Annotated in this window: 25 protein-coding genes; 13 read left to right on the top strand and 12 right to left on the bottom strand. The window is 71.2% G+C overall.

Annotation, left to right across the window (positions count from 1 at the left end):
- The first annotated feature begins 176 nt into the window (after positions 1 to 176).
- Positions 177 to 740: a dihydrofolate reductase family protein gene (locus H0H10_RS20625; protein WP_188182515.1), complete on the top strand. Its 564-nt coding sequence runs from the start codon at positions 177 to 179 to the stop codon at positions 738 to 740.
- A gap of 56 nt (positions 741 to 796) precedes the next feature.
- On the opposite strand, the gene H0H10_RS20620 is transcribed toward H0H10_RS20625, so the two are convergent.
- The 3 genes from H0H10_RS20620 to H0H10_RS20610 form a co-directional block, all read right to left on the bottom strand.
- The gene (locus H0H10_RS20620; protein WP_188182514.1) at positions 797 to 1,456 is read right to left on the bottom strand and encodes a hypothetical protein; all 660 of its coding nucleotides are present in this window, start codon (positions 1,454 to 1,456) and stop codon (positions 797 to 799) included.
- Between the two features lie 14 nt (positions 1,457 to 1,470).
- Complete coding sequence (locus tag H0H10_RS20615) at positions 1,471 to 2,202, bottom strand: YqjF family protein (protein ID WP_309141852.1); 732 nt, start codon at positions 2,200 to 2,202, stop codon at positions 1,471 to 1,473.
- A 167-nt stretch (positions 2,203 to 2,369) separates the two neighbouring features.
- The gene (locus H0H10_RS20610) at positions 2,370 to 3,140 is read right to left on the bottom strand and encodes a UbiA family prenyltransferase (RefSeq protein WP_309141851.1); all 771 of its coding nucleotides are present in this window, start codon (positions 3,138 to 3,140) and stop codon (positions 2,370 to 2,372) included.
- 136 nt (positions 3,141 to 3,276) lie between these two features.
- Between H0H10_RS20610 and H0H10_RS20605 the strand changes: the two genes are divergently transcribed.
- The 5 genes from H0H10_RS20605 to infA all read left to right on the top strand — a co-directional run bounded on the left by H0H10_RS20605 (position 3,277) and on the right by infA (position 7,308).
- Positions 3,277 to 4,512: a type III polyketide synthase gene (locus H0H10_RS20605; RefSeq protein WP_188182513.1), complete on the top strand. Its 1,236-nt coding sequence runs from the start codon at positions 3,277 to 3,279 to the stop codon at positions 4,510 to 4,512.
- A 13-nt stretch (positions 4,513 to 4,525) separates the two neighbouring features.
- Positions 4,526 to 5,041: an isoprenylcysteine carboxyl methyltransferase family protein gene (locus H0H10_RS20600; RefSeq protein WP_188182512.1), complete on the top strand. Its 516-nt coding sequence runs from the start codon at positions 4,526 to 4,528 to the stop codon at positions 5,039 to 5,041.
- A complete protein-coding gene (locus H0H10_RS20595) occupies positions 5,038 to 6,069 on the top strand; it encodes an NAD(P)/FAD-dependent oxidoreductase (RefSeq protein WP_188182511.1) in 1,032 nt (343 codons plus the stop codon). The genes H0H10_RS20600 and H0H10_RS20595 overlap by 4 nt, the downstream gene beginning before the upstream one ends.
- A gap of 226 nt (positions 6,070 to 6,295) precedes the next feature.
- Entirely contained in the window at positions 6,296 to 7,087 is a 792-nt protein-coding gene (locus H0H10_RS20590) for a GNAT family N-acetyltransferase (RefSeq protein ID WP_188182510.1), read from the top strand.
- On the top strand, positions 7,084 to 7,308 hold the full coding sequence (infA, locus tag H0H10_RS20585) for a translation initiation factor IF-1 (protein ID WP_188182509.1): 225 nt from the start codon (positions 7,084 to 7,086) through the stop codon (positions 7,306 to 7,308). Before H0H10_RS20590 ends, infA begins: the two co-directional genes overlap by 4 nt.
- 101 nt (positions 7,309 to 7,409) lie before the next feature.
- On the opposite strand, the gene H0H10_RS20580 is transcribed toward infA, so the two are convergent.
- Complete coding sequence (locus H0H10_RS20580; RefSeq protein ID WP_188182508.1) at positions 7,410 to 8,276, bottom strand: helix-turn-helix transcriptional regulator; 867 nt, start codon at positions 8,274 to 8,276, stop codon at positions 7,410 to 7,412.
- Positions 8,277 to 8,424: 148 nt separating this feature from the next.
- On the opposite strand from H0H10_RS20580, the gene H0H10_RS20575 reads away from it, so the two are divergent.
- A complete protein-coding gene (locus H0H10_RS20575) occupies positions 8,425 to 9,351 on the top strand; it encodes an SDR family NAD(P)-dependent oxidoreductase (protein ID WP_188182507.1) in 927 nt (308 codons plus the stop codon).
- Positions 9,352 to 9,409: 58 nt separating this feature from the next.
- On the opposite strand, the gene H0H10_RS20570 is transcribed toward H0H10_RS20575, so the two are convergent.
- Positions 9,410 to 10,795 (bottom strand): hypothetical protein, encoded by a 1,386-nt coding sequence (locus H0H10_RS20570; RefSeq protein WP_223180181.1) that lies wholly within the window; start codon positions 10,793 to 10,795, stop codon positions 9,410 to 9,412.
- Positions 10,796 to 10,910: 115 nt separating this feature from the next.
- On the opposite strand from H0H10_RS20570, the gene H0H10_RS20565 reads away from it, so the two are divergent.
- Both H0H10_RS20565 and H0H10_RS20560 read left to right on the top strand, forming a co-directional pair.
- Positions 10,911 to 12,149 (top strand): molybdopterin-dependent oxidoreductase, encoded by a 1,239-nt coding sequence (locus H0H10_RS20565; protein WP_188182506.1) that lies wholly within the window; start codon positions 10,911 to 10,913, stop codon positions 12,147 to 12,149.
- On the top strand, positions 12,149 to 12,625 hold the full coding sequence (locus H0H10_RS20560) for a hypothetical protein (protein WP_188182505.1): 477 nt from the start codon (positions 12,149 to 12,151) through the stop codon (positions 12,623 to 12,625). The genes H0H10_RS20565 and H0H10_RS20560 overlap by 1 nt, the downstream gene beginning before the upstream one ends.
- Before the next feature lie 43 nt (positions 12,626 to 12,668).
- On the opposite strand, the gene H0H10_RS20555 is transcribed toward H0H10_RS20560, so the two are convergent.
- The 3 genes from H0H10_RS20555 to H0H10_RS20545 all read right to left on the bottom strand — a co-directional run bounded on the left by H0H10_RS20555 (position 12,669) and on the right by H0H10_RS20545 (position 15,358).
- Positions 12,669 to 13,310, bottom strand: coding sequence for a TIGR04282 family arsenosugar biosynthesis glycosyltransferase (locus tag H0H10_RS20555; protein ID WP_188182504.1), 642 nt, complete (start codon positions 13,308 to 13,310; stop codon positions 12,669 to 12,671).
- On the bottom strand, positions 13,307 to 14,011 hold the full coding sequence (locus tag H0H10_RS20550) for a glycosyltransferase family 2 protein (protein ID WP_188182503.1): 705 nt from the start codon (positions 14,009 to 14,011) through the stop codon (positions 13,307 to 13,309). The genes H0H10_RS20555 and H0H10_RS20550 overlap by 4 nt, the downstream gene beginning before the upstream one ends.
- A gap of 345 nt (positions 14,012 to 14,356) precedes the next feature.
- On the bottom strand, positions 14,357 to 15,358 hold the full coding sequence (locus tag H0H10_RS20545) for an NAD-dependent epimerase/dehydratase family protein (RefSeq protein WP_188182502.1): 1,002 nt from the start codon (positions 15,356 to 15,358) through the stop codon (positions 14,357 to 14,359).
- A gap of 124 nt (positions 15,359 to 15,482) precedes the next feature.
- Between H0H10_RS20545 and H0H10_RS20540 the strand changes: the two genes are divergently transcribed.
- Positions 15,483 to 16,214 (top strand): flavodoxin family protein, encoded by a 732-nt coding sequence (locus H0H10_RS20540; RefSeq protein ID WP_188182501.1) that lies wholly within the window; start codon positions 15,483 to 15,485, stop codon positions 16,212 to 16,214.
- A 105-nt stretch (positions 16,215 to 16,319) separates the two neighbouring features.
- Here the strand turns inward: H0H10_RS20540 and H0H10_RS20535 are convergent, their stop codons facing one another.
- Entirely contained in the window at positions 16,320 to 17,102 is a 783-nt protein-coding gene (locus tag H0H10_RS20535; RefSeq protein ID WP_188182500.1) for a class I SAM-dependent methyltransferase, read from the bottom strand.
- A 266-nt stretch (positions 17,103 to 17,368) separates the two neighbouring features.
- Between H0H10_RS20535 and H0H10_RS20530 the strand changes: the two genes are divergently transcribed.
- Positions 17,369 to 17,920 carry a DUF1062 domain-containing protein gene (locus tag H0H10_RS20530; RefSeq protein WP_309141850.1) on the top strand — a complete coding sequence of 184 codons (552 nt, stop codon included), beginning with the start codon at positions 17,369 to 17,371 and terminating at the stop codon, positions 17,918 to 17,920.
- A 210-nt stretch (positions 17,921 to 18,130) separates the two neighbouring features.
- Here the strand turns inward: H0H10_RS20530 and H0H10_RS20525 are convergent, their stop codons facing one another.
- The 3 genes from H0H10_RS20525 to H0H10_RS20515 all read right to left on the bottom strand — a co-directional run bounded on the left by H0H10_RS20525 (position 18,131) and on the right by H0H10_RS20515 (position 20,815).
- Positions 18,131 to 18,649 carry a hypothetical protein gene (locus H0H10_RS20525; RefSeq protein ID WP_188182499.1) on the bottom strand — a complete coding sequence of 173 codons (519 nt, stop codon included), beginning with the start codon at positions 18,647 to 18,649 and terminating at the stop codon, positions 18,131 to 18,133.
- Positions 18,650 to 19,159: 510 nt separating this feature from the next.
- Entirely contained in the window at positions 19,160 to 19,798 is a 639-nt protein-coding gene (locus tag H0H10_RS20520) for a hypothetical protein (RefSeq protein WP_188182498.1), read from the bottom strand.
- Between the two features lie 159 nt (positions 19,799 to 19,957).
- Positions 19,958 to 20,815, bottom strand: a complete 858-nt coding sequence (locus H0H10_RS20515) for a helix-turn-helix transcriptional regulator (RefSeq protein WP_188182497.1) — start codon at positions 20,813 to 20,815, stop codon at positions 19,958 to 19,960.
- 258 nt (positions 20,816 to 21,073) lie between these two features.
- Here H0H10_RS20515 and H0H10_RS20510 point away from each other — a divergent pair, with 258 nt between their 5' ends.
- Entirely contained in the window at positions 21,074 to 22,426 is a 1,353-nt protein-coding gene (locus H0H10_RS20510; RefSeq protein WP_262506289.1) for an MFS transporter, read from the top strand.
- Between the two features lie 386 nt (positions 22,427 to 22,812).
- Positions 22,813 to 23,115, top strand: a complete 303-nt coding sequence (locus tag H0H10_RS40085; protein ID WP_223180179.1) for a response regulator transcription factor — start codon at positions 22,813 to 22,815, stop codon at positions 23,113 to 23,115.
- Positions 23,116 to 23,622 lie beyond the last annotated feature (507 nt).

Raw genomic sequence — 23,622 nt, 5'->3', positions numbered from 1 at the left:
CCGGGTTCGAGGACGAACGGCGCACAGCGGCCCCGGCACCGTGACCGGCGGCCGGTGTGCGGCCTCCGGTCATGCGGTCCGTCGGAGCCGGCGGCCCAGTACGTCCCGCGAGCCGCGATGAGTCCGAGGCGTTCCGGCGGTCGTACCGTCGAACCCGTCACCGAGGAGGGCATCCGATGCGCAGCGTGACCTATTCGATGAGCGTCTCCCTGGACGGCTACATCGTCGGGCCGGACGGGAAATTCGACTGGACGGCGCCCGACGAGGAGGTCTTCCGCTTCTGGATCGACGAGATCCGAGAGGTCGGCGTCCACCTGCTGGGACGACGACTGTACGAGACGATGCTGTACTGGGAGACCGCCGACCAGGACCCGTCGCTCGACGACTCCATGCTCGAGTGGACCGCCCTCTGGAAGCCGCTCCCCAAGGTGGTGTTCTCCACCACGCTGTCGGCGGTGCAGGGCAATGCGCGCCTGGCCTCTGGCGGCCTGGCGGAGGAGATCGAGCGGTTGCGCGCCGAGCCGGGGGAGGGCGACATCGCGATCGGCGGCGCGACTCTCGCCGCCGAGGCGGCCGCGTCGGGTCTGATCGACGAGTACCGGGCCATGGTCTACCCGGTGCTGGTCGGCGGCGGGATTCCGTTCTTTCCCCGGCACGAGCGCCGGGTGGATCTCGCCCTCGCCGAGACCCGCACCTTCAGCTCGGGAGTCGTCCACCTCCGCTACCGCGCGGCGCGCTAGCCGGCTCGTCCGCCGAGCCGCCCAGCCGGCCGCCCGGACATCGCCGGCGGCCGCGATCACGGCACAGTGATCGACAAGATGCCCACCGGTGCCACCGTGGTCGTGATCCGGACGAGCGCGGGTCTTCGCGGGACCGAGCCGAACCCGAAGCGCACGGGTGGTTCGACGGGCGCCGTCCGGCCGAGGCCGGTGCCCTCGAACACCGCCGACACCGCGCAGATCCACCGCAGGTCCCGGGCGCCGTACCACTCACGGCGATCCGTACCGGCGCTGCCGCGCGTTCGCACGCCGGGCAGCAGCAGGCGGGCGGGCCGGTCGGTCAGCGCGCTCCACGCGGGACGGCGGGCGAGCGCGCCGGGAACGGCACACAGCAGGAACCCGAGGAGCGCTCGCCGGCCGACGGTGAAGCGCAGGTGGAGTGTGCCCGCGGCGACGGTCCAGGTGTCGTCCGCGACGCCCACGTGGACCGGGACGACCCGTACGGTGTCGAAGGCGTACGTGCCGCTGATGAAATCCGCCGACTCCGGTGTGGGGGCCAGCAGCAGGCGTTCCCCGTCGGCTCGTTCGAGCATCACGTCGTTGAACGGGCCGAAGGGCGACCGTTGCCACCGGCCCACCACGATGCGTGTCCCGGACGAGGTGCCCAGGCCCGCGATCCAGCCCTCGAAGCGCAGCCGCGGGCGCTGCGCGGCTCCGGCGGCGAGGGCCCGGTTCATGTCGCGGTCCGGGGTCACGAAGGGGCAGGGCCGGGCGCCGGGACACGGGGAGCCGAGAGCCCGATCCGTACGTGCCGGACCCCTTCCGAGAAATGCACCACGGGCTCGCCGAGAGGGGCCGGCAGGCCCGCAGCGCCGGTCAGCGTCTGCTCCAGCACGTCGACCTCGGCGTCGGCCAGCGGCCACGGCTCGTGCTCGACGGGCGTCTCCCAGAGCATGCCGAGCCGTCGCGTGTACGCACGCCAGCGCGAGGTCAGCCAGACGTCCCGCTCCGTCGGCTCGATCGGGTCACCGGGACGGACGACCAGCCGGTAGGAGGCCCCGTCGGTCCAGCGCGAACCGGAGTACGAGACGGTGTCCCCGTCCGCGCGGACACCGAGGCTGCCCGGACTGTACGGCACGCCGAGAGCGCGAGCCGCCAGCATCAGGGGGCAGGTGACCGCGATGGACAGGAACCACAACCCGTCCCGCCCGTCCCGGCGCCGGACATAGGTCCGCAGGTTGGTCTCCGCGAACGACGGGAGACCGGGCACCGCGCCGGGCAGGCCGGGAGGCCGCACGTCCGCCATGAGAAACGGCGTGAAGCCCACCCAGGCAGTCCCCTCGTACTCGTCCACCACCAGTTCTTCGGGCACCAGAGGCCGTACCGACTCCGACCGGAACGGCCAGTTGACGAACGTCTGCGTCAGCCAGCGTGCACGCAGGACGGGGATGCCCACCCGCTGCTCCGCTCCGTACGCCACCACGGGCCACGGGTCCCCGCCCTGCGGGTCGCGGAAACGCGCACGGCACCGCCGAGAGGCCGCGCCGGGGGATACGCGGCTGTGGCACTGACCCGGGACGACCCGACGGGCGGCCATCCGACCTGCGGCCATGCGACCTGCGGGCCGCCCGTGGCAGCCCGGGAGCGGCATCAGGCCATGTCCGAGCCCCGCAGCACGAGCTGCGCCACAGCGATTCCGGCCACCACGATCGCCGCCCGGAACGGCCACCGGCTGCCGGCCCCGGAGGGCACGGCCGTACCCGCGATCGCGACGGTTCCGGCCGCTGCGGCCAGTACCCGGTCCGAGTCGTCGGCCGCTCCGGGAGGTCCCGCGACGACCACGCCGACGGCGGCCAGGAGGACGAACGGGGCCAGCCACCGGCAGGCCGGACGGCCCAGCCGCTGCGGCAGCCCGCGCACACCGGTCGTGAGGTCGTCCTCGATGTCCGGAAGGACGTTCACCAGGTGCGCCCCCACTCCCAGCAGCGCCCCAGCGGTCACCGCCCACCAGGCGGGCCAGGACGGCGACGCCAGACCCAGGGTGACGAACGCCGGCAGCGAGCCGAAGCCCACGGCGTAGGGCAGCGGTGAGAGCACCGTGTGCTTCAACCGCAGGTTGTAGATCCAGCCCGAGGCCGTGCCCACGAGGTGCACCGCTCCCGCCGCCGGGCCGCTGAGCAGGGACAGCGGCACGCACAGCACCAGCGCGGTCCCGGCCGCGACCGCCACCGTCCGGCCTGGGAGTTCCCCGGTGGCCACGGGTTTGTCGCGGCGTGCGCAAACGGTGTCCCGCTGTGCGTCGATCGCGTCGTTGCACCAGCCGACCGAGAGCTGGCCGGTCAGCACGGCCGCCGCCACCGCCGCCGACCCCGCCGCTCCCCGGCCCGCCGCCACCGCCAGGGCGGTCACGAACACGGTCACGGCGATCGCCGGCTCCGGATGGCATGAGCGCAGCAACGCCGGGACGCGGTGTGGGGTACGCGCGAGAACTCCGGACGAGTGGAGAGACACCTACGCAAGGTAATCGGGCCGCCGGCGCGAGGAAGGCATCAGCGACATGCGTGTCCCCGTGATCGTCGACCCGTCCTCTGCGCCGTCGCAGTCCCCTTCCCCGTCGCCGACCCCTTCCCCGCCCCCTGGGCCGTCCCGGACGGACGTGCCCGCCGCGGCGACCACCATCGCCGCCGTGCGCACCGCGCTGCCGCCGTACCGCTACGCCCAGGACGACCTCACCGAGCGGATCGGCGACCTGTGCCTGCCGCCGGGGGCGGACCGCGGCCTGCTGCGCCGTCTGCACGCCTCCGCCGGTGTGCGCACGCGTCATCTCGCCCTGCCGATCGAGCGGTATGCAGGGCTCGGTGACTTCGGACGGAGCAACGACGCGTGGATGGCGGCGGGACTCCAACTGGGTGAGGCCGCCCTCACCGGCGCACTGAAGGAGGCGGGACTCGGCCCGGACGATCTCGATCTGCTGGTGTGCGCCTCCATCACCGGAGTCGCGGCCCCGTCTCTCGACGCCCGGCTGGCCGGGCGGATGGGGCTGCGGCCGGACGTCAAGAGGCTGCCGGTGTTCGGGCTGGGCTGTGTGGCGGGTGCGGCCGGTCTGGCCCGCGTGCACGACTATCTGCGCGGGCACCCCGGCCACACCGCCGCACTGCTCACCGTCGAACTGTGTTCGCTGACGCTGCAGCGAAGCGACGCCTCCCGGGCCAATCTGGTCGCCGGTGCCCTGTTCGGCGACGGCGCGGCCGCGCTCATCGCACGCGGCGGCAGCGGTGTGCGGGACAGCGGTGAGCGGGATGGCGGTGGACGTGACCGCGGTGGACGTGACAGCGGTGGCGCGGGGCCGCACGCGGCCGGGCCCTCGGTGATCGCCACGCGCAGCCACCTGTATCCGGACACCGAACAGCTCCTGGGGTGGGACATCGGCGCGAGCGGATTCCGCGTCGTGATCGACGCCGGCGTTCCCGGCATCGTGCGGGACCACTTCGGAGGGCACCTGCGCGCCTTCCTGACCGAACACGGCCTCACCACCGACGACATCGGGACCTGGGTATGCCACCCGGGCGGCCCCAAGGTCCTCTCCGCCGTCAGCGACTCCCTGGGACTGCCCGGGGACGCGCTGGACTGTGCGTGGCGCTCCCTCGCCACGGTGGGAAACATGTCCTCCGTCTCCGTACTCCACATCCTGCAAACCGTCCGGGAACACCATCGTCCCGAGCCCGGAACGTGGGGGGTGCTCCTCGCGATGGGCCCTGGACTCTGTTCCGAACTCGTCCTTCTGCGCTGGTGAGTGAGTGATCCTTATGCAGTGGTATGCGCTACTCGTCCTCGCCGTCGCCCTCGAACGCGGCGCCGAACTCGTCGTCGCCCGGCGCAACGCGGCCTGGACCCTGGCTCGCGCCGGTGTGGAACACGGCCGCGGCCACTACCCGGTCATGGTCGCCCTGCACACGGGCCTGCTCGCGTGCTGCCTGCTCGAACCCGTGCTCGCCGACCGGCCGTTCCTGCCCGCCGTCGGCTGGCCCATGCTGGCGCTCGTCGTACTGGCCCAGGGCCTGCGCTGGTGGTGCGTCACCACGCTCGGACGGTACTGGAACACCCGGGTCATCGTCGTTCCCGGGGCACGCCTGGTCGGCGCGGGACCCTACCGTTTCCTGCGCCACCCCAACTACGTCGCGGTCGTCGTGGAGGTCGCCGCCCTGCCCCTGGTGCACTCCGCATGGCTGACCGCGACCGCGTTCACCGTCGCCAACGCCGCGCTGCTCACCGTCCGCGTACGCTGCGAGAACACGGCCCTCGCCCAGGCGGAGCCCGCGTGAACGGCGGCCACGACCTGGTGATCGCCGGAGGCGGACCCGCCGGCCTCGCGACCGCCCTCCACGCCGTGCGCGCCGGCCTGGATGCCGTCATCGCCGAGCCGCGCCAGGCACCCGTCGACAAGGCATGCGGTGAGGGACTGATGCCCGGCGCCGTCCGTGCCCTCGCCGCCCTCGGCCTGGACGTCCCCGGCCACCCCATCACCGGAATCCGCTACGTCCAAGGCCCCCGCCAGGTCCAGGCCGCGTTCCGGCACGGCCCCGGCCTCGGTGCCCGCCGCACCGCTCTGCACAGCGCCCTGCACCAGGCCGTCCTGGACGCGGGAGTGCCCGTACTGCCCCTGCGGGTGGAGGAGGTACGGCAGGACACCACGGGCGTGACCGTGCCGGGCGCCGGGCTGCGCGCGCGGTGGCTGGTCGCCGCCGACGGCCTCCACTCACCCGTGCGCCGCTCCCTGGGCCTGGAGGTCAAGGCCCGGGGACAGGCCCGGTACGGGCTACGCCGGCACTACGCGGTGCCACCGTGGTCGCCGTACGTCGAGGTCCACTGGGGAGAGCACGCGGAGGCCTACGTCACCCCGCTCGGCCCCGCGCTGGTGGGCGTCGCCCTGCTGACGACCCGCAGGGCGCCCTTCGCCGTCCAGCTGGCGGGCTTCCCCGAACTGGCGGACCGCCTGCCGCCGGAAGCGGCCGTCACCGCGGTGCGAGGTGCCGGACCGCTGCGGCAGAGAGTCCGCACCCGCACCCACGGGCGGGTCCTGTTGGTCGGCGACGCCGCCGGATACATCGACGCGCTGACCGGCGAGGGCATCTCCCTCGCCCTCAGCGGTGCGGAAGCCCTGGTCACCAACCTGAGCCGGGGGACATGGACGCGTTACGAAACCGACTGGAGCCGAGCGACCCGCCGGCACCGGCTGCTGACCGACCTCCTGGTGAGGGCCCGGCAGCGGCCCGCTCTCGCCCCGCACATCATGCCCACGGCCGCCCGCCTGCCACGCCTTTTCACTGCGGCGGTGAACGCCCTGGCATGAGCTCTGCGGCCCTGCCTACCGGAGCGTGGTCGAGCTCGCAGGAAAGGGTTTGAGCGAGGCGGCGCCCCGCTGCTAGTTTCGCGGTGGACCGTGAAGTCGTCGTAGGGAGGTGAGACCCGTGAACACAGTTACCCATGGGTGCTCCCTCAACCCGTCACGGTCCGGCGGCTGACGTTCGGTGTCGCCAGGAGCGCCTGAGACCGAGGCACTTCTGGAAGGGACTCCGATGAACACGAAGCCTTTCACATCTGGCCCGAGCGACAACGCGGTGACGATCACGCGCGTCGCGGACAGGCAATGGCACGCACTGGAAGACGACCTGGTGGTCGGCCGCGGATATGCGGAGCACCGGCCCGACGGGCGCTTGTTCGTCAGCATCGACGCTTGGCACGACGCCACCTTCGACCGGCTCGCGGAGGTGATGCTGGCGGAACTGCCGGCGCCGCTGCACACGGTGGTCGACGAAGCCGACGCCGAGCTGACGGCCGGCTGGCGGCGGGCCGGTTTCACCGTCCGGCGCCGCGAGTGGGAGTACGCCGTGCCGACCGACCCGCGGGTCACGGGGCTCGCAGCAGTCCGGCCGCCTTCGGGCGTGACGATCGTGCCCGCCGGCCAGGTGGACGAGGGTCTGCTGCGGGCGGTGGACCGGGCGATCCGGGACGAAGTCGAGGCGACCGTCGGGTGGCGGTCGATGCCCGCGGAGGTCATTCGCCGCCCCGAAGGCGACACCATCGTCGACCCGTCGAAGTACGCGGTGGCCGCGGCGCCGGACCGCTACCTGGGTCTGATCCGGGTGGTGACGGTGAACCGGCCGCGCATCGGGCTGGTCGCGGTCCGGGCCGGCGAGCAGCGCCGCGGCATCGCGCGGGCGCTGCTCGCCCACGCGCTGGGGACGCTGCACCGCTCCGGGTTCTCCGCGGCCTGGGCCGAGGTCCACGAATCGAACCAAGCAGCCTCGGCGCTGCTCAAGGGCATCGGCGCCCGGCCGGTGAGCAGCAACCTGGAGCTGGTGCGATGACGAAGAACAAGAACGTCATCGAAGTCGAGGGCAAGGTCGTCGAGTGCCTGCGTAGCGCCATGTTCACCGTGGAGCTCGAGAACGGCCACCGGGTGCTCGCCCACATCAGCGGGAAGATCCGCAAGAACTACATCAAGATCATGCTGGAAGACCGGGTGCTGGTGGAGCTCCCGCCGTACGACCTGACGCGCGGCCGGATCGTGTTCCGGTACCGGAACTAGCGGCGGTCGGCACCTTCCGCGGTAACTGATCCCGGGGCCCCGGTCACGGCGTTGTCGTGACCGGGGCCCCGATGATGGCGAAACCGCCCAGTGGCCGCCGGTCAAGAGGGCTCGGCGGGGGTACGGCCGCCTGTGACGCGCAGCAGGTCGAGCTTGCCCGCGTCGCTGCTTCCGGTCGCCGCCGTGTAGGTGACCATGCGCAGGTCCGCGCCGGGGACGATCAGGACGTCGCAGTCGAGCAGGATGTCGCCGACCTCCGGATGCCGAATCGTCTTCCGGTCGGTGGTGTGCTGGGTGGCGGCCGTCCGCGTGGCCCAGAGACGAGCGAACGCGTCGGATGCGCCTCGCAGCTCCCTCACGAGACGATCGAGCCGAGCGTCCCCGGGATAGCGGGACACGGCGTCCTTGAGGTCAGCGACGATCGACGCCTCAAAGGCATCCTGTCCGTGTTCGGACTGCATGGGCAGCATCGAGGCGTGAGCGGCACCGTTGCCGAACAGGGCGCGGGCGAGGTTCCGTTCGGCGGGCGGCAGGACGGCGGGGTCACCGTGCAGGGCACTCCACGTGGTGTTCCACCACACCAGGGTCCAGTCGGCGGTGAACACCCCGATCGGGACGTCACCCAGGCGGGCGGCGAGCCGTTGGATCCCCGCGGGCACGTGGGCGCTGACCGTCCCGTCCTGGGGCGGCAGGAGCCCGGCGCCGCGGTACAGCTGGTCGCGCTCGGCCCGTGAGAGCTGAAGGGCCCGGGCGAGGGCCCCGACCACCTGGGCCGAGGGGTTCTTCGCACGCCCCTGCTCCAGACGCAGGATGTAGTCGACGGAGAGCCCGGCCAGCTGCGCCAGCTCCTCGCGGCGCAGTCCCGGCGCCCGACGGCGGTCCGTCACGGCGAATCCGGCGTCGGCCGGGGAGAGACGGTCGCGCCAGGCGCGCAGGAGTGCGGCGAACGCGGAGCGGGAGGAAACCATGGATTCATTCTCGCCGTACGGCGCCGGACGAGCCTGGGTACCACCAGTCCTAGTGACGGGGACGGCACTGGCCGGCGTCGGCCAGGGCGGCGAACGTGGAGATGCGCCCGAGCCGGGCGCCATCGGCCCACCAGTGAAGGAGCCTCCCGTGCAGCACACCATCGTGATGACCGGCGCGAGCCGTGGGATCGGCCGCGTCGCCGCGGAGCACATCCTGCGCCGGGCGCCTGACGCACACCTCGTCGTCGTGGCCCGCGGATCCTCCGGCGCACAGCTTGCCGCGGAACTCGCCACGGGCGGGCACACGGTCTCGTACGTCTCGGCGGACCTCGGCTCGCTTCAGAGCGTCCGCGAGGCCGCCACCGCGATCCGTGACCGCCTCGACGGCGGTGAACTCCCGCCGCTGAGCGGCCTCGTAGGCAACGCGGGCGTGCAGTACACGAACGCGCTGACCGAGGGACCCGACGGGTTCGAGTCCACCTTCGCCGTCAACGTGCTCGCCAACCACCTGTTCGTGCGACTGCTCCAGGACCGTTTCGCGGCTCCCGCCCGGATCGTGATCACCGCCAGTGACACCCACTTCGGCGACTTCAAGCACAACATGGGCATGGTGCCCGGCCCGGCCTGGCAGTCCCCGGATGTCCTCGCCCGCACGGGCGCCTTCCCCGAGCCGCACACCGCGGCCGCCGGGCGCACCGCGTACTCGACGAGCAAGCTGGCCACGATCCACCTCGTGCACGAGTACGCGCGCCGGCTGCCGGCCGGGATCGACGCCGTCGCCTACAACCCGGGGTTCGTTCCCGGCACCGGCCTCGCCCGTGACGCGGGTCCCGTCGCCCGGTTCGCGATGGCGCGCATCCTGCCGGTGATGGCCCTCACGCCGTTCGCCACCAGCCGTAGTGCCGCGGGCCGCTACCTCGCCGACGTCGTTCTCGGCACGACCAGGGCACCGACCGGGTCCTACGTCGACCGCGGCAGTGCGGCCCGCTCGTCGGAGGAGTCGTACGACCCACAGCGTGAGCGCGAACTCTGGGACGCCGTCGAACGGTTCACCGCTACGCAGACGGCCCGATAGACCGAGCAGCGCCCCACGCCCGGCTGCGCCGCCTCGGACTGGCTCAACGGGCACCGGGTCACCACCCGGTGAGCAGCAGATGATTGAGGAGCAGCGCGAGCACCGCTTGGGCGGTGAGCCAGGGGCGGGCGCGAGGAAGGAGCGCGCATGCCGGGAGCAGCCACAGAGCGAAGGGCAGCCAGATGCGCTCCGTCTCCGCCTTGCTCATACCGGACAGGTCGGCGACCAGCAGGGCGAGGAGGGCGGCGGACACGAGGATCGACAGACGCACCTCGGCGGCCCGGTCGGGGGCACCGGCGTGGCGGCGGACGAGTACCGCGCCGGTCCGCCGCAGGCCCGCCACCGTGGCCAGGCCCGTGATGAGCACCGTGCACGCCGGGTTGGCCCACACCCAGTAGCTGTAGGGGCGGATGCCGCCCACGCCCTGGTAGTAGCGCGTGACCAGCAGCTGGTAGGCCTCCCACCAGTTGAATCCGGCGAGCGTGAATGCCGACGGGACCACGGCCAGTCCGGTCACCAGCGGTACCAGCACGGCGGGGTGCGTCCGGATCCCGTGCCGGCCGAGCACCAGCACCGCCGCCGCGATCAGCGCGACGAGCGTGAGGCCGTACGACAGGTAGCAGGCCACACCGAACAGCAGCCCGGACGCCCCCGCGCACCACAGGGACCGCCCGGTGACCGCCAGCGCCAGCAGCGCCACCGCCCATGCCGCGACCGCCGCGAAGTACGCGTCGGCGGAGGCGCCCATCCACACGGCGGCGGGGGCCAGGACGAGGAAGGGAGCTGCCCTGCGGGCGAGGGATTCGTCGGCGAGGGCACGGATCGTGATCAGCACGGCTGCGCAGGCCGCCGCCCCGGCGGTGACGCACCACACCCCGGCCCAGCCCCCGCCCCGCAGCCCGAATCGGTCGAGCAGGACGAAGGTGAGCGGGGCCGCGGGCGGGTGGCCGGCGATGTGGGCGGGCCAGTGGTCGGGGGAGCCGAGCAGGATGTGCCGGGTGAAGTCGCGCAGCGTCGCCGGGACGTCGTGGAAGCGGTCGATCACCTGGAGGTACTCGTGGCGGGTGGTGAGCCTGCGTGCGATGCCTCGGTGCCAGCCGTCGATCAGGGCGAGGGAGAAGATCCACGCCATGGACGTGCCCCACGCCAGGGTGAGCAGGGCCCGCCAGGGCAGACGGGCCGCGAGAGCGGGACCGTACGCCACGGTGGCGACGGCCACCAGGACGGCCGCCGGGCTGCCGGGGCCCAGGTGGGGGTCCCAGGAGGCCAGCAGCGGGGGACTGTCGACGAAGAGCGTACGGCTGGTCCCCTGGATGTGGTGGCCCACCAGCGCGGCCGCCGCCACCAGCAGTACGGCGGCCCCGGCGGCGTACAGGTCACGGCGCAGCCCGCGGGGCACACCGGGGTCCGCGGGGCCGGCCTCGGCGGGGGGTGTGGTGCGCATCACACCGGAACGCTAGGCCGTCCGACCGGTCACGGACCGCCGTCCGGGCCGATGTCAGCGTTTCGTCAAGGGCAGAGCACCCGGACGCCGGGGGCTTCGGGCCTACGGTCAGCACATGCGCGACCCCGACGCCCCACGGCTTCCCTCCTCGCCCGGCTTCTGGCGCAGCCCCCTGCGCGGGCCCTGGTTGACGTCGGTGCTGGGCCTCGTCCTGCTCGTCGGCATCACCGTGCTGTTCGTGACCGGCCTCGTCTCGTACGCCGCCTACAACCCGAACCTCTCACCGGTGAACGACAAGACCCCGGACAAGGGGATCCTCGGCTTCTACCTGTTTGCCTGGCCGACCAGCCCGCACTGGCTGTACCGGCTCAACCAGGGCGTCCACGTCACCCTGGGCATCACGATGATCCCCGTGCTGCTCGCCAAGCTGTGGTCGGTGGTGCCGAGGCTGTTCGCGCTGCCGCCGGCCCGCTCGCTCGCGCACGCCGTGGAGCGGATCTCGCTGGTGCTTCTGGTGGGCGGCGCGCTGTTCGAGTTCGTGACCGGTGTGCTCAACGTCCAGCTCGACTACGTCTTCCCCGGCTCCTTCTACCCGCTGCACTTCTACGGTGCCTGGGTGTTCTTCGCGGCGTTCGTCGTCCATGCGCTGCTCAAGATGCCCACGGTACTGCGCAACGTGCGGCACCTGCGGGAGGAGAAGAACGACCTGGTGTCTCCGCGCCCAGCCGAGCCGACCGTCTCCCGGCGGGGCGCCCTGGGGTTCACGGGAGGTGCCTCGCTGCTGCTGTTCGCGACGACGGCGGGACAGAACTTCGACGGTCCGCTGCGGCGCACCGCCCTCCTCGCACCGCACGGCGGCGTCGATCCCGGAAGCGGCCCGAACGGTTTCCAGATCAACAAGACCGCCGTGTACGCCGGGATCGACGCGGCGGAGACGGGCGAGGACGTGTGGCGGCTCGTCGTGACCGGGCGCACGGGCACCGTCCGCCTCAGCCGGACCCAGCTCGCCGAACTGCCCCAGCACAGTGGCGCGCTGCCCATCGCCTGCGTGGAGGGCTGGTCGACGTCGGACCAGTGGTGGCGCGGTGTACGGCTGCGTGACCTGGCGGCGCTCGTCGGCCATGACGACGATCCGCCGGACGTGTTCGTCGAGTCCCTCCAGCGGCGCGGAGCCTTCCGGAGCGCGGCCCTGCGCGCCAACCAGGTGGCCGACCCGCGTTCCCTGCTCGCTCTGCACGTCAACGGTGAGGAGCTGTCCTCCGACCACGGCTACCCGGCGCGGATCATCGTGCCTGCCGCACCCGGTGTGCTGAACACCAAATGGGTGACACGGATGACGTTCAGAGGACTCTGATGCTGCCACGCCGCCTGACGCGTCCGCGCATCACGCTCGGCAGCCCCGTGCAACTGCTCCTGCTCGCGGCCTCCTTCGCGCTCGCCGCCTACGCGGGTGTGCGCCTGCTCGCGGATGACTGGTTCGGCGTGGCGTTGTGGTTCGTGGGGCTGGCACTGCTGCACGATCTCGTGCTGCTGCCGCTGTACACGATCGCGGACCGGGCGATCGTAGGCGGGCTCGGCGCGGTCCGGCGCAGGGAATGGACGCCGTACGTGCGCGTGCCGGCGGCCCTGTCCGGACTGCTCCTCCTCGTGTGGTTCCCCCTGATCAGCGGCAGGGTGGACCGGCGCTACCGGACTGCCACCGGTCTGCAGGCCGACGTCTTCCTCGCCCGCTGGCTGCTGGTCACCGCAGTCCTCTTCGGCGGCTCGGCGCTGTTGCTGGCGCTGCGGGTGCGCAGGGCGGCGCAGCACCGACCGCCGGCCGCCCGCTGACCGGGCGGCGGCCCGGGCGCCGGCGCGGCGGCGGGCGTCGCGCTCATCGGCGTGCGGCCGGGCGCGGACCCGGCCCCGTCACCGCCGTGCACCGGGCCAGCCTGGCCGCGAAGCGGCCGTACGGAACCAGGGCGGCGACGGCGTGGGCGTCCGCAGGCGTGTCGACGTCGCGCAGGCGCGGCAGGTCACGCACCCGAAGGCCCGCGGTGACGAGCCGGTCCCGTTGGGCAGCCCCTGTGCGTGGCGTGGACATGGGAACCCCGCGCGTCAGGGCAGGATCGGGGTGCGCCAGGCCGAGGGCCCAGAAACCGCCGTCCTCGGCCGGGCCGAAGCAGGCGTCGAAGTCAGCGAAGTCCACGGTAAGCAGCTCCGGCGTCACCTGCGGGGTGTCCATGCCGATGAGCAGGGAGGGGCCGTCGCAGTGCGCGAACGCGTCCGCGAGCCGCTCGTCCAGACCCCCGGCGCACTGCGGTACGACATCGAAGCCCGGCGGCAGCCAGGGCCCCGGGGAGCCGTCCAGGACAAGGACGCGCCGGGAGGCGGGTGCGGCCGCCACGGCGCGCAGGGTGTCCGCGAGGGCCGCCGCGGCCAGCTCTGCCGCCTCCGAGGGGGTGAACTGCGGGGTGAGCCGGGTCTTGACCCGGCCGGGCCGCGGCTCCTTGGCGATGACGAGAAGCGTGGTCACCGTACGGTCCTTCCGCCGGCCGGAGTGGTGATCGGGGACTCGGCCAGGCAGCGGCTCATGTCCCGCACCGCCTGCCAGGTACCGCGCCAGGTGCCGGTCACCTTGGAGGCTCCAGTGCGCGGCAGGTACGGCACGTCGTGCTCGGTGACCCGCCAGCCGGCGTCGGCCGCGCGGACGACCATCTGGAGTGGGTAGCCGCTGCGCCGGTCGGTGAGGCCGAGGGCCAACAGCGGCTCCCGACGGGCGGCGCGCAGGGGTCCGAGATCGTGCAGCCGAAGCCCGGTGCGGCGACGCAGCATCCTCGTCAGCGCGAGGTTGCCCGCGCGGGCGTGCGCGGGCCACGTGCCCCGGCCTCGTGGACGCCGTCGGCCGAGCACCAGGTCTGCCCGGCCGTCGCGCACCTCGCGGACGAAGGGAACGAGGAGCGACGGGTCGAGTGAGCCGTCACAGTCGCAGAAGCACACGATGTCGGCGGTGGCGGCGGTCAGCCCGGCGTGGCAGGCAGCGCCGAAGCCCTGCCGCGGCTCGTGGACGACGGTCACGCCGGACGCGCGGGCGACCTCGGCCGAGCCGTCGGTGGAGCCGTTGTCGACGACGAGGGCGCGCCAGCCGGGCGGGATCCGTTCGAGCACCCAGGGAAGGGCCCCGGCCTCGTTCAGGCACGGCAGCACCACGTCGACGTCCGAAGGTGTCAGCGTCACGCTTCCACCCTACGGGCGAAAGGCGGGCATTTCAGACTCGCGCTCTTGTGGAACGCGCAGGCCGCGCGCCGACTGCTGGGCAACGCCACCCGGCGGTCCCTCCAAGGCGTGACGCTGTCGGTGAGGTGCAGCCGGGGCCGTGCCCCCGGGGAGGACCCGCCGCGCGTCTGCGAGACAGGGCGGCGCGGCACACGCACCCGGACGCCCACGCCGGACACCCCGGCGGGCATGGCCTGAGGCTCGCCAGCGTCCGACGGACCCCTGCGGCGCACAGGTCCGCGCCTGCGTACGCAGGGTCTCGGCGGCTGCCGCTTCGGCATGCCGCTGCCCGCGTCGTCGCAGCGCTCAGTCCCCGCGCAGTCCGGTCCGCGCGAACTCCCGCATCCCCTCCGGGAACCCGACCTGCGGCCTCCACCCCAGCTCGGCCCGCAGTCGCGACGAGTCGGCGGTGATGTGCCGCACGTCCCCGAGCCGGTACTCGCCGGTGACGACGGGCTCGGGTCCGCCGTACGCGGCAGCCAGCGCCCGGGCCATCTCGCCGACGGTGTGAGGCTCGCCGCTCCCGGTGTTGTACGCCGTGAGCACACCGGCCGGCGTCGTCGCCTCGAGTGCGGATACGTTGGCGGAGGCCACGTCCCGCACGTGCAGGAAGTCCCGTCGCTGTCGTCCGTCCTCGAAGACCCGTGGTGCCTCGCCCCGGGCGAGTGCCGAGCGGAAGAAGGAGGCGACCCCGGCATACGGGGTGTCGCGGGGCATTCCGGGCCCGTACACGTTGTGGTAACGCAGTGACACCGCCGACCCGCCGGTGCAGCGGGCCCAGACAGCGGCCAGATGCTCCTGGGCGAGCTTGGTCACCGCGTACACGTTCCGCGGATCGGGCGGGGTGTCCTCGCCGACCAGCCCGGGAGTCAGATCCTCCCCGCCCACCGGGCACACGGGCTCGAAGCGGCCCGCGTCGAGGTCGGTGACGGCACGCGGCCCGGGCCGTACGACCCCGTGCCGGGGGCATTCGTACCGCCCCTCGCCGTAGACGACCATCGAGCCTGCAAACACCAGGCGCCTGACGCCGGCCTCCGCCATGGCGGCGACCAGCACGGCGGTGCCGAGATCATTGCGCGAGACGTACTCCGGCGCGTCGGCGACTCCGTCGCCGAGCCCGACCATCGCGGCCTGGTGGCACACGGCGTCCACACCGGACAGGGCGCGCCCGACGGCCGCCGGGTCCCGCACGTCGGCGACAGGATCCTCCCGCACGTCGAACACGAGCGGCTCGTGCCCGCGCGCCGCCAGCGCCGCGACCACATGGGAACCGATGAACCCGGCACCGCCGGTGACCAGTACGCGCATGCGGTCAGGCTAGAAGCGCACCGGCGCAACATCACGGGACCGCGCCCGCACCTCATGTCTCCGTAAGGCATGCGAGGGTGCGTCGAACCGGGGCGAACCGGACTCGACACGAGAAGCTACCCCCATGACAGCCCTCCCTTCGACCCACGGCCCGTACCGCTTCGACGACCTGACCGCCCTCTACGTCAACTGCACCCTCAAGCCGTCCCCGCAGCTCAGCCATACCCAGGGCCTGATCGACAAGAGCCGGGACATCATGGACGGCGTCGGCGTGACCACGGACCTGATCCGCGCCGTGGACCACGACATCGCACCCGGTGTCTACCCGGACATGACCGAACACGGCTTCGCCACCGATGCCTGGCCGGCGTTGTACGAGAAGGTGATTTCCGCTGACATCCTGGTCCTCGCCGGACCGATCTGGCTGGGCGACAACAGCTCCGTCACCAAGCAGGTGATCGAACGTCTCTACGCCTGCTCCTCGACGCTCAACTCCCAGGGCCAGTACGCCTACTACGGCCGTGTCGGCGGCTGCCTGATCACCGGCAACGAGGACGGCGTGAAGCACTGTGCGATGAACGTCCTCTACAGCCTCCAGCATCTCGGCTACACGATCCCGCCGCAGGCCGACGCCGGCTGGATCGGCGCGGCCGGCCCCGGGCCGTCCTACCTGGACCCGGGATCGGGCGGTCCGGAGAACGACTTCACCAACCGCAACACCACCTTCATGACCTGGAACCTGATGCACCTCGCCGCCCTCCTGAAGCGCACCGGAGGCATCCCCGCCCACGGCAACCAGCGCTCCCAGTGGGACGCCGGCTGCCGCCCGGGCGCTGACAACCCCGAACACCGCTGAAACCGGCGGCGGGCATCAGGACCTCGTCATCCTGCCCCGGTCTCTGGTGTGCCGTCGTCGCGAGTTGGCGTCTGGCGTGTGGCGTGCCATGGGCCGGTGTGGTGTTCACAGCCGTTTGACGCGTAGCACGCCGGTGAGCATCGGGAGAGTGAACTCGCCGTGCGCTGTCTCCGGCCTGCTCGCGAGAAATGAACGGATCCGGCCCAGCGTGGCCTTTTGTTCTTGTTCCGGCATGACCAGCACCCCGGCGCGTGTGGCGATGGTGGCGACGAGGGAGTCGGCGGTGCGGCGCTGTCCGTGCGGGAACTGTGCCTGCTCCGCCGAACCGAACCGGGCGGCAGCCAAGCCGGTCTTCGGAAGGTGTGCGTCGGCCGTCTCGGCGCGCCAGCCGGCGGGCGTGTCACGGGGGCCGATGGCCGCGCTTCCACTGACTTCCGCGAGCCGGGCGACCCACTCGACCCGGTCGTCCACGACGTTCCACAAGCCGGCCAGGATGCCGTTGGGTGCCAGGACCCTGGCGATTTCGGGTCCTGCGACGGACATGTCGAACCAATGCATGGCGTTGCCGGCCAGCACGGCGTCGACGGACGCGTCCGGTAGCGGTACGGCCTCGGCCCTGCCCGGCAGGGCGCGGACGGTCGGCAGGGACCGGCGCAGCTCGGTGAGCATCGCCGGGTCGGGTTCGACGGCGACGACCTCGGCACCGAGTGAGAGCAGCGTGGTGGTCAGTTTGCCGGTTCCGGCGCCGAGGTCGAGTACGCGCATGCCGGGTGCGGGGTCGAGGGCCCACCGCACCGCGGCCTGCGCGTAGTCGGGGCGGTGCTCGGCGTATGCGACCGCCGCTGCGCCGAACGACGAGGCGTGCAGCAGTCGTTCATCGTGGTCCATGCGGTGACGCTAGCGGTGCTGCCGGTCGTGGGCTACCCCTGCTTCCCCGTGTCGTCCGCGGGACGGAACTCGGCGGTGCGCCGCCGGAAAACCACTGGAGCAGCGCCGCTGTGCGCCACTACCGTGCTGCTGGACCGAGTTGTCCAGGACGAGGACGTGCCGTTGTACACCCTGTGAGACCCCCCGAGAGCTGATGTGTCGCGCGTCGCGCATGTGCGCCGCGCTGCTTTTTGCTGCGGACTTCTCACTGAAACCGGTGTACTTCTGTGCTCGACAACTACTGGGTGGTCGTGCCCACCTGCCCGCCCCTTGTTCGCCGCCGCTGCCACGCATGCACGTCCGGACGCTTCCGGGCAAGCGGTAAATTCCGTGTCAACGCAAACCACAAACTCCTCGATGTCTGGCTTCTCGTGCTCTGTACCGCTTGCGGGGCGACGGCGAAGCTCACGGTCCTGGAGCGGATGAACGTGCGCTGCGTACGGCCCGAGCTGCTGGACCGGCTGCATGACAACGATCCAGGCCTGACAGCCGAGCTGCTCCAGGATCCGGTCGTGCAGCGCCGTAATCGCATCGCCCTCGACTGGGACGACGCCTGGCGCCTCGACACCGGCGGATCGGATCACCAGGACTGCGAGGTGATCGACGTTTCGGTCCGCTTTGCGGCACGGATCCCTGTCCGGCCGGTGCGACTGATCGCTGAAGGTTGCGGTCTCTCGCGGGCCGAGGTGGAGAGACTGATCACGGAGGGGAGGCTCGTTTCGGCGGTCAGCCTGGGCGGCAGGCTCTCCGACGACTTCACCTTCACACTGAAGCGCTGACCCCCCGGGAAGAGGGGCCTGTCCGGCATGACCCGCCGGACAGGCCCTGCGGTTGGCGTTGTTGGCGGATCTGACTGAGGTCGGGGAGACGGTCCTGGTCTCCCGTCCGCCTACCGGGGGACGGGGCCTGGGCAGCGGGTGGGGGGTGTGCCGGTCGGCAGCCGTCGCCCTTTCGGCCTCAATCCTTATGGTGCAGGTGAAGGCTCGGGCTCAGTGGCCTGGGGGGAAGCCCAGCTCGTCGAGCAATGTGCTGAAGAGGTCTTCTACAGGGGTCTCGTGTGAGCGAAGCAGCTCTTCGATCCTGTCTGTCTGTGGAGTGACGGGAATGCCGGCAGCTGCGGCCCAGGCAACTGCGCCCGCGGCGTCGGTGGGGATCTCGGCGTCGAGCTCCGCATGCTTGTGTCTGACTGCGTCATGGAACTCTGGTGTGTCCAGCCACAGGAGTTGATCTTCGAGGCCTTCGGGCTCCTCGGCCAGAAGCCTGGCGGCGATGTCCAGGTTGAGCCATGCCTGCCAACGCTGTCCGGCGGTATCCAGCCCGGTTACGAGAGCCAGGTCACTGTCGGAGACCTGGGTGACACAGGCCGGTGCCTTGCTCCACTCAACCAGGGCGGGCAGGTCGGCGTCGTCCCATGTGCCGAAATCGAACTGGAGCGTCTGCCAGCCGCCCGGCCGTGATTCCCATGTGCCCACGCCGGCCCTGAGTTCTTCGTCGAGGCTGTCGAACACGGGAGCTTCCAGCAGAGACCGGCAACCGCGAGCAAAGACCAGGTGACCCGAGAACCCCATGGCAGTTCCTCCTTCGAGACGTCGGGCGCCCCCTATGGGCTGCCGCTGACAACATGGGCGTGGTCAGCATCCTCGCGGTCGGCCGGGCTCTCTGCTGAGACGCCGACCTGGGTGGATGATGCACGCACATCTCCATGCCAGGGACGACGAACGGCTCATCCGGCACTCCGAATCCTTGATCACCTGGGCCGCCATCACCCTCGTGCCCCGGTGCCCCTGGCCCGCAACGGCGCCACCCCCATGGTCGGACTCGGTCAGGGAAGCGACCGTGCACGGCACGGCTTACTGCGCCTCGGGCTCGCGGGCCCTTGACCCGTAGCAGCCCTGAACGACGGCGGTGGACCACAGCGCGCACAGGACGACCTGAAGGCGGGCGTCCTCACTGGACCCGACTCGATTCCCCGTAGGAGCCGTCGGACCAGCTCTGGTACCGAGAGGCAGCCGGATTCGTCATGACGTGATCACGCGAGAGGCGCCGGACGATTCCGCCACGACGCCGTCGGGACCGACGCTGATGCGTTCACCGTAGAGAGGCACGCGGCGGCCAGTCGGTTCGAGATCGCTTCCGGCCAGATCCTCCGTCTCGTCCTGTCCCGAGACATGTACGGAGTAGTGCCACGTCCTTTGGGCCGGGGCGGTGTCTTCCTCGTAGTCCGGATGCCCGACGATGACCTCGGCGCCCACCAGACCCAGTCGGCGGGCCTGCGGAGAGTCGCGGACCTGTGCCACCTCACCGGTTCGAAAGCGGGGCGGGGCCGCCGCTTCCAGCCCGTCGGCCTGGGCTCCGTACACGGCCGGGTGGAGGAAGGTTCCGCCGTTGACCGGTCGTTCCCACTCGCTCCAGCCGATGTCTTCCTCCCAGATGAAGCCGAGGGCTCGCAGACAGTCGGACGCGGACTCACGAGGCGTGAGGTCCACCTTGAAGTGCAGCATCTCAGGGGTGCGGTGGTACGGGCCGTGCGCGTGCACCAGCGCTTCGCCATGGGGGGCGAGGACCGTGCGGAAGTGCTCCGTGAGCACCGCGTTCTCCGCAGGCGATGCCTCGGCCCACAAGGCCAGCCGAACGAGCCGATAGGGGGCCAGATCCATCGCCGGAACTCCTTCGAGAAAGCGTAGGCGGAACCGGCGCAGTCTACGCGGAGCTGCCCTGTTTGTTCGGTCGCGGGTCTCCACCCCCCAACGGGCTCAGCCGGCCAAAGAGCTTACGCAAGCCTGGCCCCTGCGCGAGTCGCGAGTCGGCGGAGGGTGTCACATCCGCGCAGTCGCGCCAGTGAGTTCTGCCATCTGGGTCAGACGCAGGGAGGTGGACTCATCGGCCGGCGTCATCACGGTCATCCGGTGTCCGGTCTCCGGGACACTGGTGGAGACGAAGTTCAGCTGGAGCTGCCCGACAAGAGGGCTGTCGAGGCGCTTTGTCTCGTACAGCTGGGGCAGTACGTCGTGACGAGCCCACAGTCGGGCGAACTCCTCTGATCGTTCCCGGAGGTCGTCAACGATTCCGGCAGCGGCAGGGGCGCCGAGGTCGGCGCCGACCTCGGCGCGCAGTCTCGCGACCATCCGGGCGGCAACCAGATCACCGTCGATGTAGCGGCTGCGCCAGTCGGGGTCGGTGAAGAACTGCACCGCGCAGTTGCGCTCACCAGGCGGGATGAGGTCCATGTCGGTGAACAGAAACCGGTATGCACGGTTGTATGCCACCACGTCGAACAGCGGCGTTTGCAGGCACGCAGGGAACGGGTCGAGCTTGTCCAGGACAGGTTGAAACGCCGCGGTGAGTCCCGGGTCGCATTCGGAGGGCTCGGCTTTCGGCGTACTGGATCCGGCGAGCCGGTGCAGGTGCCGCCTCTCGGTGTCGTCCAGTTGCAGGGCTCGGGCGACCGCCTGCAGGACATGAGCGCTGACGTTGATGGGCCGGCCCTGTTCGAGCCAGGTGTACCAGGTGACGCCGACCCCCGCGAGGACGGCGACCTCCTCGCGCCGCAGTCCGGGTGTCCGTCGTCGCCCTGTGGACGGGAGACCTACCTGCTGCGGGGTCACTCGTTCGCGCCGACTGCGGAGGAAGTCACCGAGCTCGCGCCGGATCGCGGCGGGCCTGGTCTCTGTCATGTCTTCATCCTCCCGCACGGAGAACCCGGTATCCAGGTGGTGCCAGTACCCCCATAAACGCACTCCTGGTGCCAGGATAAGCGGCGCTTCACGATCGACGGCATGACCACATCTTCTGCACCTCATGGCAGCCCCTCCGCCCCCACAGACGAACCTGACAGGGAGAATGACCGCGCCGCGCCGCAGCCTGCACCGGGTCCATCGGAGCCACCGACTCCGGGGCTGGGGACGGGCCGGCTCCTGACGACACTGTCGGCATTGCTGTTGTCGGTGGTCAGTTTCGCGGCGGCAGGCATCGCCGTGCCCGACATCGGTGCTTCTCTGGGGGCCACGGCTGCCGAGCAGTCGTTGGTGGTGTCGGTGTATGCGTTGGGGTTCGCCGTTCCGATGGTCCTCGGGGGCAGACTCGGGGATCTCTACGGGCGACGGCGGCTCTTCCTGCTCGGCATGGCCGGTTTCACCTTGTTCTCCCTGGTCGCAACCCTGGCCCCGGGCATCACCGTGTTGATCGCCGCGCGGGCCCTCACCGGAATCTCCGCGGCGGCCATGGTTCCCCAGGTGCTGGCGACGATCACGGCATCCACCCAGGGGCCCGAACGTGCCCGTGCCGTCGCGCTGTTCGGTGCGACCGCGGGCGGGGCCACGGCCATCGGTCAGGTCCTCGGCGGCGTGCTGCTGTCCGTCCCCCTGCTCGGTGCCCCCTGGCGAATGATCTTCGCGATGAGCGTGCTCATGGGGGTGATCGCGTTCGGCGCTGCGCTGCGCTGGCTGCCCGATACCAGTGCGCCCGGCCACCGTTCGCTCGACCTGTTCGGGACGACACTGCTCGGGCTCGCCCTGCTGGCACTCATGATCCCGATCTCCCAGGGCGGCGCACTGGGCTGGCCGGTCTGGTGCTGGGTGCTGCTGGGGGCAACGCCCGTGCTGTTCGCGGCATTCTGGCGGCGGCAGTTGCGGCTGCACCGCAGTGACCGCGTTCCGCTCGTTCCGCCGCCCCTGTTCCGGCTCAGCTCCTACCGGATCGGGCTGGTGATGGCGTTGATGCTCCAGTCCGCGTTCGGTGCGTTCACGTTCCTCTACGCCATCTCCACGCAGACGGGGCTCGGATGGTCTCCCATGCACGCGGCCCTCGTGCTGTTGCCGTTCTCCCTGTGCTTCCTTGCGGTGTCGATCTGGTCGGGGAAGCTCGCGCCCCGTTTCGGGTTCCGCAGGCTCCTCGCCATCGGCGGACTCGTCCAAGCCGCACTCCTGAGCATCACAGCCGTCTCCGTGTTCCTCCAGGGTGCCGGCCTGAACTCGTGGACGTTCGCCGCCCTCCTCGTCGGCGTCGGTGTCGGTCAGGCCTTCATGTTCGGGCCGCTCGTCGGAGCGATGATCGCCGAGGTCCCTCCAGCGTCCGCGGGAGCAGCATCCGGCGTGCTTCAAACCACCCAGCAAGCCGCAATGGGCCTAGGCGTCGCCGTTGCCGGAGGTCTACTCGGTGCGGCCCTGGCCGGTTCCACGGCCCCGACAGGTCAGGCCTACACGAGCGCGCTGGCGATCTGCATGCTCGTCCAGGCGGCATTCGCCATCACGTTCGCCCTGTGCGCGCTCGCCCTGCCCCGGCGCTGACACGAAGAATCCCGCACGGCGTTCAGTGTCGTGTTGCCCGGCATTGCACGCCGTGCTGAAAGCAGACGTCAACCACCTTCTGCCGAACAACAATTGATTGCCGTCGGCAGCGACGGGCCGCGCGGACGCGTGACGGGGCTGAGTAGGCTGGTACTGGTGGTGGGGGCCGGGCGGGAGAAGCGCTCGGTGCGGAAGCGCCCCCGTACTGCCTGGCGCCGCGGTGTGCTCCCGGTCTGTGCAAGAACGGCGCAGGTCGGTGACCTTTCAGGGGTCTTGGACCGGGCTCCTTACCTGGAGCGCCTTCCTCGTTCCCTGGTGATCTGCCGCCAGGTGCCCGGGCGTTCGCCACTGACAGCGGTCACTACGACTTCCGCAGCCGGCGATGCGTGAAGGACCTGACGCTGCAGGCCGTCCGGGGTGCCGGCAGTGTTGAGGTGGAGGTCGAGTTCCGGCACAACTGCTGGAAACATGATCAAGACCTGGTCATCCGCTATACGGGCGTGTCCTGCTTCGTCACCGAGCCCGCCGAGGCTGCAGAGACGGACCTCGGAACGGTGATCCTCGACGAGATCCTGCCGCACGGAGACGGCTGTCGCCACGAGGTCGCCTGCTGGGACGGCACCCTCACGATCGTCTGCCGCGACCTCCGGGCGAACTGGACCGAGACCGACTGCGCCAGCAAGCCGTAGGTGCGCAGCCTGTGGACATCGCTGAGCGGTTGGTGCCGGGCGAGTTGTGGGAGTCGTTCCGGCCGGTGGTGCCGGGGACTCCTTCGGGGCCTCGGGGTGGTGGTGGCTGAGGGCGGCATGGTGGCCGGTAGGCGCCGGCCGTGGTCCTGTTCGTAGCCACGTCGGGCTGCACCTGGCAGCAGGTGCCTTCGCCGTCGTTCCGACTGTCGTGAACGACGGCCCACTGGCGTTTGTCGAATGGCCAAAGGCCAAAGCGTGGGTCCATCTGATCACAGAGTGGGCGGCCGTTCTGCCTGTCTTTGTCGGGAGCTCGGCGGCGAACCTGCGCGTCAGTCGGGCGCTGGTCCCGCTGGTGAGGGGCGTATCGCCGATCCGGTCTGGCTGTGGGCCGCAGGCGGTGCAAGCTGGGCCCCGGTCGTGGTCTGGTTGGTGTGGTCTTGTGGTGGTGTGGGGTGGGTGGTGGGGGTGAGGGGGTGTCAGGGTTCACCTTGTAGGGCTAAGGGGGTG

This window comes from Streptomyces griseicoloratus (genome assembly GCF_014534645.1).
GTDB classification, from domain to species: Bacteria; Actinomycetota; Actinomycetes; order Streptomycetales; family Streptomycetaceae; genus Streptomyces; species Streptomyces griseicoloratus.
Note: the sequence above shows the minus strand (reverse complement) of the source record. Positions and strands in the feature narration are given on the sequence as shown.

Bases quoted from the DNA above. Each gene is read 5' to 3' on its own strand.
- H0H10_RS20625 (WP_188182515.1), top strand. From the start codon at position 177: ATGCGCAGCGTGACCTATTCGATGAGCGTCTCCCTGGACGGCTACATC.
- H0H10_RS20620 (WP_188182514.1), bottom strand. From the start codon at position 1,456: ATGAACCGGGCCCTCGCCGCCGGAGCCGCGCAGCGCCCGCGGCTGCGC.
- H0H10_RS20605 (WP_188182513.1), top strand. From the start codon at position 3,277: ATGCGTGTCCCCGTGATCGTCGACCCGTCCTCTGCGCCGTCGCAGTCC.
- H0H10_RS20600 (WP_188182512.1), top strand. From the start codon at position 4,526: ATGCAGTGGTATGCGCTACTCGTCCTCGCCGTCGCCCTCGAACGCGGC.
- H0H10_RS20590 (WP_188182510.1), top strand. From the start codon at position 6,296: ATGAACACGAAGCCTTTCACATCTGGCCCGAGCGACAACGCGGTGACG.
- infA (WP_188182509.1), top strand. From the start codon at position 7,084: ATGACGAAGAACAAGAACGTCATCGAAGTCGAGGGCAAGGTCGTCGAG.
- H0H10_RS20580 (WP_188182508.1), bottom strand. From the start codon at position 8,276: ATGGTTTCCTCCCGCTCCGCGTTCGCCGCACTCCTGCGCGCCTGGCGC.
- H0H10_RS20570 (WP_223180181.1), bottom strand. From the start codon at position 10,795: ATGCGCACCACACCCCCCGCCGAGGCCGGCCCCGCGGACCCCGGTGTG.
- H0H10_RS20565 (WP_188182506.1), top strand. From the start codon at position 10,911: ATGCGCGACCCCGACGCCCCACGGCTTCCCTCCTCGCCCGGCTTCTGG.
- H0H10_RS20560 (WP_188182505.1), top strand. From the start codon at position 12,149: ATGCTGCCACGCCGCCTGACGCGTCCGCGCATCACGCTCGGCAGCCCC.
- H0H10_RS20545 (WP_188182502.1), bottom strand. From the start codon at position 15,358: ATGCGCGTACTGGTCACCGGCGGTGCCGGGTTCATCGGTTCCCATGTG.
- H0H10_RS20540 (WP_188182501.1), top strand. From the start codon at position 15,483: ATGACAGCCCTCCCTTCGACCCACGGCCCGTACCGCTTCGACGACCTG.
- H0H10_RS20535 (WP_188182500.1), bottom strand. From the start codon at position 17,102: ATGGACCACGATGAACGACTGCTGCACGCCTCGTCGTTCGGCGCAGCG.
- H0H10_RS20520 (WP_188182498.1), bottom strand. From the start codon at position 19,798: ATGGATCTGGCCCCCTATCGGCTCGTTCGGCTGGCCTTGTGGGCCGAG.
- H0H10_RS20515 (WP_188182497.1), bottom strand. From the start codon at position 20,815: ATGACAGAGACCAGGCCCGCCGCGATCCGGCGCGAGCTCGGTGACTTC.